This window comes from Arthrobacter bussei (assembly GCF_009377195.2).
Lineage (GTDB): Bacteria > Actinomycetota > Actinomycetes > Actinomycetales > Micrococcaceae > Arthrobacter_D > Arthrobacter_D bussei.
The window spans coordinates 54839-66848 of sequence record NZ_VJXX01000003.1; the positions used below are offsets into that span (position 1 = coordinate 54839).

General features: G+C 70.4%; 12 protein-coding genes. 3 read left to right on the forward strand and 9 right to left on the reverse strand.

What is annotated here, in order from left to right; translation table 11 throughout:
• Positions 1–75: 75 nt before the first annotated feature.
• From FNH21_RS10935 to FNH21_RS10950, 4 genes are all read right to left on the reverse strand, one after another.
• On the reverse strand, positions 76–1344 hold the full coding sequence (locus FNH21_RS10935) for an MFS transporter (protein ID WP_152815386.1): 1269 nt from the start codon (positions 1342–1344) through the stop codon (positions 76–78).
• Complete coding sequence (locus FNH21_RS10940) at positions 1341–1955, reverse strand: TetR family transcriptional regulator (protein ID WP_191931875.1); 615 nt, start codon at positions 1953–1955, stop codon at positions 1341–1343. Before FNH21_RS10940 ends, FNH21_RS10935 begins: the two co-directional genes overlap by 4 nt.
• Positions 1952–2542 carry a sugar O-acetyltransferase gene (locus FNH21_RS10945; protein ID WP_152815389.1) on the reverse strand — a complete coding sequence of 197 codons (591 nt, stop codon included), beginning with the start codon at positions 2540–2542 and terminating at the stop codon, positions 1952–1954. The genes FNH21_RS10940 and FNH21_RS10945 overlap by 4 nt, the downstream gene beginning before the upstream one ends.
• A 98-nt stretch (positions 2543–2640) precedes the next feature.
• The gene (locus FNH21_RS10950) at positions 2641–3090 is read right to left on the reverse strand and encodes a hypothetical protein (protein ID WP_152815392.1); all 450 of its coding nucleotides are present in this window, start codon (positions 3088–3090) and stop codon (positions 2641–2643) included.
• A gap of 291 nt (positions 3091–3381) precedes the next feature.
• On the opposite strand from FNH21_RS10950, the gene FNH21_RS10955 reads away from it, so the two are divergent.
• Entirely contained in the window at positions 3382–4764 is a 1383-nt protein-coding gene (locus FNH21_RS10955) for an MFS transporter (RefSeq protein ID WP_152815395.1), read from the forward strand.
• 126 nt (positions 4765–4890) lie between these two features.
• Here FNH21_RS10955 and FNH21_RS10960 read toward each other — a convergent pair whose 3' ends face one another.
• Positions 4891–5796 carry a LysR family transcriptional regulator gene (locus tag FNH21_RS10960; RefSeq protein ID WP_152815398.1) on the reverse strand — a complete coding sequence of 302 codons (906 nt, stop codon included), beginning with the start codon at positions 5794–5796 and terminating at the stop codon, positions 4891–4893.
• A gap of 121 nt (positions 5797–5917) precedes the next feature.
• Here FNH21_RS10960 and mmsB point away from each other — a divergent pair, with 121 nt between their 5' ends.
• Both mmsB and FNH21_RS10970 read left to right on the forward strand, forming a co-directional pair.
• Entirely contained in the window at positions 5918–6808 is an 891-nt protein-coding gene (gene mmsB, locus FNH21_RS10965; protein WP_152815401.1) for a 3-hydroxyisobutyrate dehydrogenase, read from the forward strand.
• A 23-nt stretch (positions 6809–6831) separates the two neighbouring features.
• A complete protein-coding gene (locus FNH21_RS10970; protein ID WP_152815404.1) occupies positions 6832–8316 on the forward strand; it encodes a CoA-acylating methylmalonate-semialdehyde dehydrogenase in 1485 nt (494 codons plus the stop codon).
• Positions 8317–8436: 120 nt separating this feature from the next.
• On the opposite strand, the gene FNH21_RS10975 is transcribed toward FNH21_RS10970, so the two are convergent.
• The 4 genes from FNH21_RS10975 to FNH21_RS10990 all read right to left on the reverse strand — a co-directional run bounded on the left by FNH21_RS10975 (position 8437) and on the right by FNH21_RS10990 (position 11916).
• A complete protein-coding gene (locus FNH21_RS10975) occupies positions 8437–9279 on the reverse strand; it encodes an NAD(P)-dependent oxidoreductase (RefSeq protein ID WP_152815408.1) in 843 nt (280 codons plus the stop codon).
• A 62-nt stretch (positions 9280–9341) separates the two neighbouring features.
• Entirely contained in the window at positions 9342–10007 is a 666-nt protein-coding gene (locus FNH21_RS10980) for an SDR family NAD(P)-dependent oxidoreductase (RefSeq protein ID WP_152815411.1), read from the reverse strand.
• 79 nt (positions 10008–10086) lie between these two features.
• Complete coding sequence (locus tag FNH21_RS10985; RefSeq protein WP_152815413.1) at positions 10087–10725, reverse strand: DUF2510 domain-containing protein; 639 nt, start codon at positions 10723–10725, stop codon at positions 10087–10089.
• Between the two features lie 51 nt (positions 10726–10776).
• The gene (locus tag FNH21_RS10990) at positions 10777–11916 is read right to left on the reverse strand and encodes an ROK family protein (protein ID WP_152815416.1); all 1140 of its coding nucleotides are present in this window, start codon (positions 11914–11916) and stop codon (positions 10777–10779) included.
• Positions 11917–12010: the final 94 nt, after the last annotated feature.

Below are 12010 nucleotides of genomic sequence, written 5' to 3' on the forward strand. Positions count from 1 at the left end.
TCGGGGACCCGGTGGGGATGCGCAACATATTCGAAGTGTACTGACGTCCCCGGAAAGTGCTTGCGCCGCACGGCATCAGCGGTGTGGGTGTACCCTCCGCGGCAGCACGCCGGAGGCGACGAGGGTGAGGATCCCGGCGAGTGGCACCACCACCAGGCCCACGCGGAGCGAGGAGGCGTCCGCGATGGCGCCGACGATCGGGGGTGAGAACAGGAACCCGAGGCGCATCAACCAGCTGATCACCGTCAGGCCCGTTCCGGTACGCAGGCCCGGCAGCTCGTCCGCCGAGTGCATGGCCGCGGGCACCAGCGTGGCGACGCCGAGCCCGGCGAGGCCGAAGCCGAGGATGGTGAGCGGCACGGACGGGACGAGGAGCGCGATACCCATGCCGGCCGCTGTCAGCACCCCGCCCGCCTGCGCCACGGCACGCTGTCCGAACCGGTCCACGAGGCGGTCCCCGAAGAGCCGTCCCACGAACTGCAGCCCGACGAGCGCCACGAAGCCGAGCCCGGCGACGGTCGGCGTCGCCTCGAGGGAGGTGCTGAGGTAGACCGCGGCCCAGGTGCTGCCGGCATCCTCCACGAGGGCTCCGGCGATCCCGATGACCACGAGGGCGGCCAGGATGCCGGCGGTCGCGAGTGACCGCCGTCGGGCCCGCGCACCACCGGCGCCACCGGCACCACCGGTGCCGGTACCTGCCGCGTCCGCGGTGCCGGCTGTATCGGTCGGGTCCGTCGGGTCCGCGGGCTCGACGCCGGGCAGGAGATGGCGGTAGCTCACGAGGGTCAGGGCGCTGAAGAGGAGGAAGGACACCGTCAGGTGAAGTCCGCGCGGAACGGCGAGACCCGCCGCGGCCGCGCCCATCAGCCCGCCGATCACCGCGCCGATGCTCCACACGGCATGGAAGGAGTTGAGGATGGAGCGCCGGTACAGCTTCTGCACGCGGAGTCCGTGCGAGTTCTGGGCGACGTCGGTGATCGCGTCCATCGCCCCGGCCAGGAACAGCGTGACGGTGAGGACCGCCCAGGAGGGTGCGATCCCGGCGAGGAGGATCGACAGCCCGATGAACCAGGTCCCTGCCGTGGCGACCCGGGAGGACCGGAAGCGGCGAACCAGGGCGCCCGAGGCCAGGCCCGCCGTGATAGCACCGAGCGGGAACGCGGCCACGGAGATGCCGAACGCCGCGTTGCTGAGGTCCAGGCCGTCCTTGATGGCCGGGTAGTGCGGCAGGATGTTCGCGAACAGGGCGCCGTTGGCGAGGAACAGGGCGCTTACGGCGAAGCGCGCCCGAGCGAGCCGACGGGGTGTGTACTCCGTCTCCTGTGTCGGGATGGTGGTGCTCATGGCTGGACGATCCTCCTGATCGCGGTGCGGACCGTACCGACACCCATGGGGTCGAGGGAGAGGGCGCGGTGGAGCGTGGTGCCCTCGATGAGTGCGTCGAGCATGAGTGCGGTCTCCGGATCGAAGTGGGTGTGCAGGGCGGCGCGGCTGCGCGCCATCCAGGCGTCGGTGATGGTGCGGAACTCGGGACGCCGGGCGGCCAGGGCGTACAGCTCGAGGCTGGCGAGCATGGTCTCCGGCGAGGTCAGGGTGGTGCCCGTGATGAGCCCGACGACGGCCTCGCCGGCGTCCTGCCTGCTCGATGCGGCGGAGAGCGTGGCGTCGAAGACGTCCGCCGTCCGCTCGGCGAGCACGGTGAAGGCTGCGTGCAGGAGGTCGTCCATGCCGTCGAAGTGGTAGGTCATGGAGCCGAGCGGCACATCTGCGGCCGCGGCGATGCGGCGGTGCGTGGTGCCGGCGACACCGTGCTCGGCGATCACGCCGAGGGCGACGTCGATCAGCCGCTCGCGGCGCTGCGGGTCGTGGCGGCGGGGACGCGTCGGATCTGCCGCGGCAGGAGCGGCTGGTTCCCCTCGGTCCGCAGACCTGTGCGCGGCCGGACCGGGCGTCACGGGGAGAGCCTGCGGATGATCCGGGCCGGCGAGCCGGCGACGACGACGCCGGACGGGACGTCCCGCGTGACGACCGACCCGGCGCCGACCACGGAGTCCTCGCCGACGGTGACGCCGGCCAGGATGACGGCACCTCCGCCGATCCACACGTTGTCACCGATGGTGATCGGCCGGGCTCCCTCGATCTTCGCGCGCCGGGGAGCCGGCGCGACGGGATGCGTAGGAGTCAGCAGCTGGACGCCGGGACCGATCTGCACATCGTCGCCGATGGTGATCGGTGCGACGTCGAGCGCCGTGAGGTTGTAGTTGACGAACGTCCGCGCCCCGATGCTCAGGTGCGCGCCGTAGTCGACGTACAGGGGAGCGCGTACCTCGGTGCCCTCGCCGATCTCACCGAGCAGATCGGCGAGGATGGTCCGGCCGGACTCGGGGTCCTCGGGCCAGATGCGCGCGTACGCGGCGGCCAGGCGGATCGCACGGCGGCTCGCCGCTGTGAGCTCCGGGTCGTCGGCGATGTAGTCGTCGCCGTCGAGCATGCGCCGGCGCATGGTGCGTCCGTCGTCCTCGAGGAATCCGTGCCGGGTCATGCGTTACCTGCCGTCGTCGATACCGATGGGTACGATCGTACGCATCATACGTACAGATGTACACACCAGTCTTCGGAGGTGACGACGGCAGGAGCGGCTCAGGCCTCCGGGGGGAGCGCCTCGTGGTGTTCCTTGCCCTTGGTGCGGCGGTCCTCCTTCATCTCCGCCTCGAACAGGTGCCGCTTGCCCTGGACCAGCGAGTCGCGGGCTTCTTTCTCGAAGGACTTGAACTCGGAGTAGTAGTGGTCGTCGTAGTCCTCCATGATCTGGAACGTCCACCGGCCCTCGATCACGTTGCGGCCGATGATCTCCGTGGCCAGCTTGTCCGCGATCTCGGTGTGGCCGGCCTTCCGAAACAGGTCCTCGGCATCGGACAGGTTGAGGTCGGCCTTGCCGGTGAGGCGGTGGAAGCCGTAGAGGTAGCCGCGGGCGTGCTCCACGACCTCGAGGGCTTCGGAGAGCTTTCCGAGGGCCTCGACGGTGAGGTCGGAGACGCCGTCGGGGCGCTGGTGGGTTGCATCGGGACCGGGGGTGTCAGGGGTAGCCATATGCGTACCGTACCCAGAAGCTCCGACACTCACACGGGTGCGGCCGAGCCGGTGCACGCGGCCCATCGGTTGCCGTGGTCGACGCCGGTGCGCCGGGAGCGGGCCGGATGGCGACGGTGGACCCTCCTGTGCGTAAATGCAGAAGTGGTCTGCACTAATCGGCGTTGATCAGCCCCCTGGGCAGCGCAATACTCGTAACGCCCCGATGTGTGCTCCGTCACAGAGCGCATCGGCCAGCGGAGGCCGGTCACGGCCGGCCGTGTCAACGAAGACACCGAAGGAGCAGCCCGCATGAGTTCAGCGCAGCACACACCACCGCAGCGGCAGGAGCCCGACGTCGAGCAGTCGGGTCTCAAGAAGGTCGTGGTCGCCTCGATGGCCGGCACCGTGGTCGAGTGGTACGAGTTCTTCCTCTACGCCGCGGCGGCCACGCTCGTCTTCGCCACCGTCTTCTTCCCGAGCGCCGACTCCGAACTCGACGCGATCATCGCCGGGTTCCTGACCTACGCCGTCGGCTTCGTCGCCCGGCCCATCGGCGGGATCGTCTTCGGGCACTTCGGCGACAAGTACGGCCGCAAGCAGCTGCTCCAGCTCAGCATCGTCCTCGTGGGCGTCTCCACGTTCCTCATGGGCTGCCTTCCCACCTTCGACCAGGTGGGCTACTGGGCTCCCGGACTCCTCGTGGTGCTGCGCTTCATCCAGGGCTTCGCGGTCGGCGGCGAGTGGGGCGGCGCCGTGCTGCTGGTCGCCGAGCACAGCCCGAGCAGGAGCCGCGGCTTCTGGTCGAGCTGGCCGCAGTCCGCCGTGCCCATGGGCAACCTGCTCGCCACCGGCGTGCTCTTCGGCCTGTCGGCCGTCCTCGACGAGGCGTCCTTCCTCGGCTGGGGCTGGCGCGTGGCCTTCTGGCTCTCCGCCGTGATCGTGATCATCGGCTACTACATCCGCACCAAGGTCAATGACGCCTCGATCTTCCTCGAGGCCCGCAAGGAGGTCGTGGACGAGGCCAAGGGCTACGGCGTCGTCGAGGTGTTCAAGCGCTACCCGCGCGGCGTCTTCACCGCCATGGGCCTGCGGTTCGCCGAGAACATCCTCTACTACCTGGTGGTCACCTTCAGCATCACCTACCTCAGCACGGTGGTCGGGGAGGACCGTACGCGGATCCTGCTGCTGCTGCTCGTCGCGCACTTCCTGCACTTCTGTGCCGTGCCGATCGTCGGCCGGTACTCCGACCGCTTCGGGCGGAAGCCGGTGTACCTCGCCGGCGCCGTCCTCGGTGCGACCTGGGGCTTCTTCGCCTTCCCGATGATGGACACGGGCAATGACCTGATCATCCTCGCGGCCGTCACGATCGGGCTCTTCTTCCACGCCCTCATGTACGCGGGACAGCCGGCCATCATGGCCGAGATGTTCCCCACGCGCATGCGCTACTCCGGGGTGTCGCTCGGGTACCAGGTCACCTCGATCGTCGCCGGTTCACTCGCTCCGATCATCGCCGCGACCCTGCTGCGGGACTACGGCTCCTCGACGCCGGTGGCCATCTACCTGCTCCTGGCCTGCTGCGTGACGATCGTCGCCGTGCTCCTGCTGAAGGAGACCCGCGGCATCTCCCTGCTCGACGTGGACGAGGCCGACGCCCGCGGCACGGCGGACCTCCTCGCCGCCTCGAAGAAGTAACGGCCCGCCGGCCATGGCACGGGACGACGACGGCGGCGGGCCCGCGCCGTCGTCGTCCCGTGTGCTGAGCGGCATGACGGTGATGCTGCGGCGCGGGCGCCCGATCTGTCGGCGCGTGGCGAGCGGTCAGGCGGCCAACTCGTCCGCGCGCTCGCCGATCTCCCGCCGGATCGCCGCGACCGCGACCTGCACGGCCGCGGACCGGAGCGACTCCGGTCTCGCCACCGCCCAGATGGGCAGCTGACGGTGGAAGCCGTCGTGGAGCACGGGCAGCAGCGCGGAACCGGCGGGCACCATGAAGCTCGGCAGCAGGCCGATCCCCGCCCCCGCGTGGACCGCCTCGACCTGGGCGAAGATGCTCGTCGATTGGAAGGACGAGACGGGCAGGGGCAGCTGGGAGGAGCGGTGACCGAGCTCCTGCACCTGGAGCGCCGACTCCACGTAGGAGACGAAGCTGTGGTGCCGGATGTCCTCGAGCCGCTCGGGCAGGCCGCGCCGCTCCGCGTACGCCGGCCCGGCATAGAGGCGCAGGAAGTAGTTGGTGAGGAAGATGGGCTCCGCCGTCGCGGTCTCCGTGCGTCCCACCACCACCTCGAGGTCGACGCCGGAGCGGTTCTGGCTGGCCTTCCGCGTGGCACTGAGCATCTCGACGTCGAGCCGCGGGTTCTCCTGCTGCACCCGCACGAGGGCGGGGGTGACGAAGCGGGCGCCGAAGCCGTCGGGCGTGCTGATGCGGAGCATCCCGGTCAGGGCGTCGGACCTGGAACGGCGCGCCTCGAGGTCCCCGAGGCTCTGCTCGATCGCCTCGGCGGCGGTGACGGCGTCCGCTCCGAGCGCGGTGAGCTCCCAGCCCTGCGGGGTGCGCTCGAGGGTGCGTCCGCCCAGCTGCCGGTCGAGGGCGAGGATTCGACGCGAGATCGTGGTGTGCGTGGTGCCGAGCGCCTCCGCGACGGCGTTGAAGCGGCCCAGGCGGGCGACGGTCAGCAGGACGAGGAGATCGTCCGCACTCGGCAGGCGGCGGACGTCGACCATGGTCCTCCTCCGTCCGCGCCTGTGCAGAAACGTTCACGCCGTCTGTGATTTCTTCCCTTGATCGCACTGTAACAGCGGGAGAGGGTGGCATGAAGACACCCACGAGCAAAGGAGCTTGGACATGGCAACGATCGGCTGGATAGGACTCGGGAACATGGGCGGTCCGATGACCGCCAACCTGGTGCGGGCGGGCCACACGGTGCAGGGCTTCGACCTCAGCGCCGACGCCGTCGCGGCGGCAGTGGCGGAGGGCGTGACGGCGGTGGAGGGGATCGCCGGGGCCGTCCAGGGCGCCGACGTGGTCTTCACGATGCTGCCGAAAGGCGACCACGCGCGCGCGGTGTATCTCGGTGAGGACGGCGTCCTCGCGCACGCGGACACCTCGACCCTTCTGATCGACTCCTCGACGATCGACATCGAGTCCGCAGCCGCGCTGCACGAGGCCGCCGCGGAGCGGGGCTTCCGGTTCGTCGACGCCCCGGTCTCGGGCGGCATCAGCGGGGCGAAGGCCGCGACCCTGACGTTCATGATCGGCGGCGAGGACGGCGCGGTGAAGGAGGCCACGGGATTCATCGACCCGATGGCGAGGAACATCATCCCGACGGGCGGGGCCACCACCGGGCAGGCCGCCAAGATCTGCAACAACCTGATGCTCTTCATCAACCTCGCCTCGACCGCGGAGGGAGCCGTGCTCGCCGATCGCCTGGGCCTCGACAAGCAGGTGTTCTGGGACATCGCCTCGGTGTCCTCCGGGGACAGCTGGGCCCTGCGCACCTGGTACCCGGTGCCCGGTGTCGTGGACACGGCGGCGTCGAACAACGACTTCGCACCCACCTTCACCACCGAACTGGCGAACAAGGACATCGGGCTCGCCATCGCCGCTGCCCGGGGTACCGATACGCCCCTCGAGATCGGCGAGCACGTCCAGCAGCTCTTCCAGCGCCTCATCGACCAGGGCGAGGGCGGCAGGGACTGCTCCATGATCATCAAACTCGTCGACGGCTCGCTCTGATCCCCCCGAGAGGACTCACCCCCATGCAGCAGATCCCGCACTACATCAACGGAACACGCGTGGCCGATGCCGAGCGCTACGGTCCCGTCTTCGACCCCGCCACGGGCCGGCAGGAGAAGGAGGTGGCGCTGGCCTCGCCGTCACGCGTGGACGAGGCGGTCCGGGCTGCCGAGGCGGCCCTCCCCGGCTGGCGGTCGGCGAGCCTCGCGAAGCGCGCTGCGGTCTTCTACCGGGTCCGGCAGCTGCTCACCGAGCGGAAGTCCGAGCTCGCGGCGATCCTCACCAGCGAGCACGGCAAGGTGCTCTCCGACGCCGAGGGGGAGATCTCCCGCGGCCTCGAGAACATCGAGTTCGCCACGGGCCTCGGCCACATGCTGAAGGGCGAGCGGTCCGAGCAGGTCTCCACGGGTGTGGACGTGCACTCGATCCGCCAGCCCGTCGGCGTCGTCGCCTGCATCACGCCCTTCAACTTCCCCGCGATGGTCCCGCTGTGGATGATCGGCAGCGCGATCGCGTGCGGCAACACGGTGCTGCTGAAGCCGAGCGAGAAGGATCCGTCCTCGTCCGTGTTCATCGCCGAGCTGTTCACCGAGGCGGGACTGCCCGACGGCGTGCTGAACGTGGTGCACGGTGATCGCGAGGCCGTGGAGACCATCCTCGACCACCCGGGCGTGAAGGCGGTGAGCTTCGTCGGCTCCACCCCGATCGCGAGGACCATCTACACGCGGGCTGCCGCCAAGGGGAAGCGCGTGCAGGCGCTGGGCGGTGCGAAGAACCACATGGTGGTCCTGCCCGACGCGGACCTGGACATGGCTGCCGACGCCGCGATCTCCGCCGCCTACGGCTCCGCGGGGGAGCGCTGCATGGCGATCAGCGTCATGGTCGCGGTGGGCGAGATCGCGGACGATCTCGTCGAGGCGGTCCGCTCGCGCATGGCGGGCCTGAGGATCGGACCCGGCACGGACCCGTCGTCGGAGATGGGGCCGCTCATCACGGCCGAGCACCGCGACCGGGTCGCGTCCTATGTGACCGGCGCATCCTCCGAGGGCGCCACGGTGGTCGTCGACGGGACGCAGCAGGAGTTCGGCTCGGACGGCTTCTTCATCGGCGTCTCCCTCGTGGACCACGTGAAGCCGGGCATGAAGGTGTACGACGACGAGATCTTCGGGCCCGTGCTCTCCGTGGTCCGGGTGGCGACGTACGCCGACGCCGTCCGGCTCGTGAACGAGAACCAGTACGGCAACGGCGTCGCGATCTTCACGCGCGACGGCGGTGCGGCGCGGCAGTTCGAGGTCGAGGCCGAGGCCGGCATGGTGGGCGTCAACGTGCCCATCCCGGTGCCGGTGGGCACCTACTCCTTCGGCGGCTGGAAGGACTCCCTGTTCGGGGACACGCACATGTACGGCCCGGACAGCATCCGCTTCTACACGCGGGGGAAGGTCGTCACCACGCGCTGGCCGGACCCGTCGACGTCGGCGATCGACCTCGGCTTCCCGCAGGTCGACTGAGGCCTCGGCGGACGGGGCGCAGGTTCTCGCGGACGTGCGTCCCGCCCTTCGAGGAACCCCGCGCGGGTAGCGAGCCATCGCTGCCCGCAAAGGGCGACGCAGGCCCGGACGGGCGGACGGCTACAGTTCGGGCTTCGCGATCACCGCGATGTCGTCGTCGCCCGCGCCGGCGCGCTGTGCCTCGGTGAGCGACTGGAGGACGGCCGTGACCGCGGGCAGGGGATCGGGCGTGGAGCGCAGCATGAGGCGCGCGTCCTTCGCGAGGAGATCCGCGGAGAACTGGGTGTCGCCGAAGGTCCCGTCGGTGATGACGGGGCCCTTCATCCCGGCGATCACGCCGAGGCCGGTGCCCTTCAGCAGGTCCAGGACGGCTGCGGCGTCGAGCCCGTTGGCCTTGCCGAGGCGCAGGGCCTCGACCAGGCCCTGCAGCGTGATCCCGAGGGCGAGGTTGGCGAGCAGCTTCCCGGTCGCGGCGTCCGCCGGCGTCGCCACGCGCCGCAGGCGCTCGGCGTCGGCCCAGAGGGCTGCGAGGGGCTCGACGACGTCGATGTCCTCCGCGGCGCCCCCGAGGAGGACGCCCAGCTGTCCGGCCCGGGCCGGTGCGAGGCTCCCGATCACGGGTCCGTGGACGTAGCGGACGCCGGCGGCGGTCGCGTAGTCGGCAAACTCACGGGCATCCTCGGGGGAGACGGTGGTGACGTCGAACCAGACGGCCTCGGCCGGGACCTCCAGGCCCGAGAGCACCACCTCGCGGACGGTGTCCGGACCGAAGAGGACCGTCATGACGACGTCGGCGTCCTGCACCGCGGCCTCGGGGGAGTCGGCGTGCGCGGCGCCGGCATCACGGAGGCGCTCCGCGGCGGCGGGCGTCCGGTTCCAGACCGCGAGGTCGTGGCCCGCCTGGAGCAGGTGCACTCCGAGCTCGTGTCCCATGCGGCCGATGCCGAGCAGTGCGATCTTCATGAAGTCCTCCGGGTAGGGGTTCGTCGGCGTGGTCCGGGCCGCCGGTGCGGCGTACCGGCCGGTCAGTCGGCGCTGACCTGGTGGCGGAACGTGGAGCGCTGGGTGTGGAGATCCCAGAGGATCCCGGCGAGGACCGCAGGGTCCTTCTCCGGATCGCCCTCGATGATACGGCCGCCGATGATGAGCTGCGACACCTGGATGCCCTCCTCGCCGAGCACCTCGTTCAGCAACTGGGCGTAGGCGGCCTGGCCGGCGAACGCGACCGAGGTGCCGGTCACCGCGCGGCCCGGCTTCACGGCGGACCCGCCGTTGACGAAGAGGATGGTCCCGTGGTTCTCGCCGAGGAAGCGCATGCCGGGCACCACCTGGTGGACGGCGGCCACGGGTCCGTAGATGGAGAACTCGATGGGCCCCTTGAGGTCGGCCGGCGTGGTCTCGAGGACCGGCCGCATGAAGTCCTTCTGCGGCAGCGGGCTGTACTGCAGGACCTCGATGGGACCGAGCGTCTCCGTGGCTGCCTCCAGCGCTGCGGCGATGGACGCGGGATCGCGCACGTCGGCCGCGAATCCCCGGGCGTGGATGCCCTCCTTGCCGAGGTCCTCGGCGAGGGCGTCGAGCTTGCCCTGACTGCGGGAGATGAGGGCCACGGCCATCCCCTCGGCTCCGAAACGCCGTGCCACGGCGGCTCCGAGGCCGCGTCCTGCTCCGATGATCGCAATAGTTGTCATATGGGTGCAATTGATCAGGAGGCTGGATAATTCCGCGTGGGCAGGACTGTCATGCCTTCCCGGTCCCTCTCCCGAAGCGTCAGGGCACCATCACGCCGAAGGGTGTCGCCGCCGTCCCGGGGAGGACATGGACCGACAGCACCTGCACCAGCGCGATGATGCCGAGGACCAGGCCCGCCGTACCCAGTGCGCGTACCCCGCCGTGGAGCGCCGCCGCCGGACTGCCGAGGCCGATCGTGCTGACGACGACGCTCGCGAGCGCGACCGCGAGACTGCCGGGCACCAGCGGCGTGATCACCAGTGCGACGACGCCGAGGCAGAAGCCGATGATCATGAGGACGGTCCCGCGCGTGGCGTCCGCGACGTACTCGCCGGCGGGTGAGGCGGCGAGGCGACCGGTCCAACCGGTCCCGTCCCAATATCGCTCGATACCCGCGTCGTGCGTGCCCGCATACCAGCCGGGTTCCGGAGCAGCGTCACCGGAGGCGTCGTCGACCGGGCCCTGGAACACGTCCTGCCACAACCGGGCGCGAACGCTCTCGGCAGCGGGTCCGGCAGGGAAGTGCAACTCGTCGAGCGCTGCGGCGATGCGGTCGGCCCTTCTCCCCGACGGGTCGTCGGCGGACGCGCGGGCCAGGCGGAGAGCGTCGGGCCGGCTGAAACCGGCATCCTCGAGCTGCTGCTGGAGGTGGATGCGGCGGTCGGCGCTGATGTCCATCCCCACAGGCTAGGGCGGGAGTCGCCGGCCGTACAGAGCGGGGGAGCGCGATCAGTGCAGGGTGCCGAGGATGGTGCGCTGGATGACGACGGCGGCCGCGCCCCGCGCCCACTGGGCGAAGTCTGACGGCTGGCGGCTCAGCCGGATCGGGACTGCCTCCGGATCGCGGTGGTAGGCGATCGAGGCCTGCACGGCCGGGGCTGCGACCTCGGCGAGGTCCATGCCCTCGCCGGAGAGCACCACGAGGTCCACCATGGTCAGGTTGGCCACGGCCGAGATCAGCAGTCCCAGGGCCGTGCCCGCGGCCTGCACCACGCGGTCCGCCACGGGGTGTCCGGCCGCCGCCAGCGCGAGGATCTCGTTGTAGCTCCTCCGTTCTCCGGTGGACGCGGCGAACTGCGAGCAGATCGCGCGGATGGTCAGGACAGCGGAGGAGCAGCCGAGGTGTCCCTCGCTGCAGCGCGGCCCGGAGGGATCCAGCGGGTAGTGCCCCGCCAGGCCGAGGCCGGCGTCGGGAGGGGCGATCACGGTGTCGTTGATGACCAGTCCGTACCCCACCCCCGCTCCCACCGTCAGGACGGCGAAGTGCTTCTCCCCACGGCCCGCGCCGAACCACTGCTCCGCGATGGTCAGGGCGACGACGTCGTTCTCGACGACGACCGGCAGGCCGGTCCGCTGGTGCAGGAGATCGGCGAGGGGGACGTCCCGCCAGTCGAGGAACGGAGCCCGGAGGACCTCTCCGCCCGCGCCCACCTTGCCGCCGATGCTCACGCCGATCCCGCTGAATCCGCTGAGCGGGCCGAGATCGGCGATGGCCTCCACGATGGTGTCGAGGACGTCGCCCACCCCGTGGTCGGGCAGCCTGCGCTCGGCGGAGGCGACGACGTCGGCCTTGAGATTCGTGGCGACCACCGCCGCGGAGTCGCCGGTCAGTTTGACGCCGATGAAGCGGTGCGCGTCCGGGCTGATCTCGAGGGGCCGGACGGGCCGTCCGATGGCCGCCACGGTGGCTTCCTCCGATTCGCGCAGCACGCCCGCGTCCAGCAGCGGCTTGCTGAGCCGGGTGAGGCTCGCGACGGAGAGACCCAGGCGGGCCGCGAGGTCCGCCCGGGAGATGGGCCCGCGGATGAGCACCTCACGCGCGAGCGCCCGGGCCGGGCTCTGGAGAGACAGCGACATGAGCGCCTGCATGGCATCACTTCCTTCAGGCTCGGTTCCTCGTTGACAGTATCTTTATTTCTACCGTAGAAATAAAGAGGGGAAGGCGATTGCCTTTCCTCCGAAG

What these genes read in the sequence shown, in the direction of transcription:
- FNH21_RS10935 (WP_152815386.1), bottom strand. Translation starts at nt 1,344, where the DNA reads ATGAGCACCACCATCCCGACACAGGAGACGGAGTACACACCCCGTCGG.
- FNH21_RS10945 (WP_152815389.1), bottom strand. Translation starts at nt 2,542, where the DNA reads ATGACCCGGCACGGATTCCTCGAGGACGACGGACGCACCATGCGCCGG.
- FNH21_RS10950 (WP_152815392.1), bottom strand. Translation starts at nt 3,090, where the DNA reads ATGGCTACCCCTGACACCCCCGGTCCCGATGCAACCCACCAGCGCCCC.
- FNH21_RS10955 (WP_152815395.1), top strand. Translation starts at nt 3,382, where the DNA reads ATGAGTTCAGCGCAGCACACACCACCGCAGCGGCAGGAGCCCGACGTC.
- FNH21_RS10960 (WP_152815398.1), bottom strand. Translation starts at nt 5,796, where the DNA reads ATGGTCGACGTCCGCCGCCTGCCGAGTGCGGACGATCTCCTCGTCCTG.
- mmsB (WP_152815401.1), top strand. Translation starts at nt 5,918, where the DNA reads ATGGCAACGATCGGCTGGATAGGACTCGGGAACATGGGCGGTCCGATG.
- FNH21_RS10970 (WP_152815404.1), top strand. Translation starts at nt 6,832, where the DNA reads ATGCAGCAGATCCCGCACTACATCAACGGAACACGCGTGGCCGATGCC.
- FNH21_RS10975 (WP_152815408.1), bottom strand. Translation starts at nt 9,279, where the DNA reads ATGAAGATCGCACTGCTCGGCATCGGCCGCATGGGACACGAGCTCGGA.
- FNH21_RS10980 (WP_152815411.1), bottom strand. Translation starts at nt 10,007, where the DNA reads ATGACAACTATTGCGATCATCGGAGCAGGACGCGGCCTCGGAGCCGCC.
- FNH21_RS10985 (WP_152815413.1), bottom strand. Translation starts at nt 10,725, where the DNA reads ATGGACATCAGCGCCGACCGCCGCATCCACCTCCAGCAGCAGCTCGAG.
- FNH21_RS10990 (WP_152815416.1), bottom strand. Translation starts at nt 11,916, where the DNA reads ATGCAGGCGCTCATGTCGCTGTCTCTCCAGAGCCCGGCCCGGGCGCTC.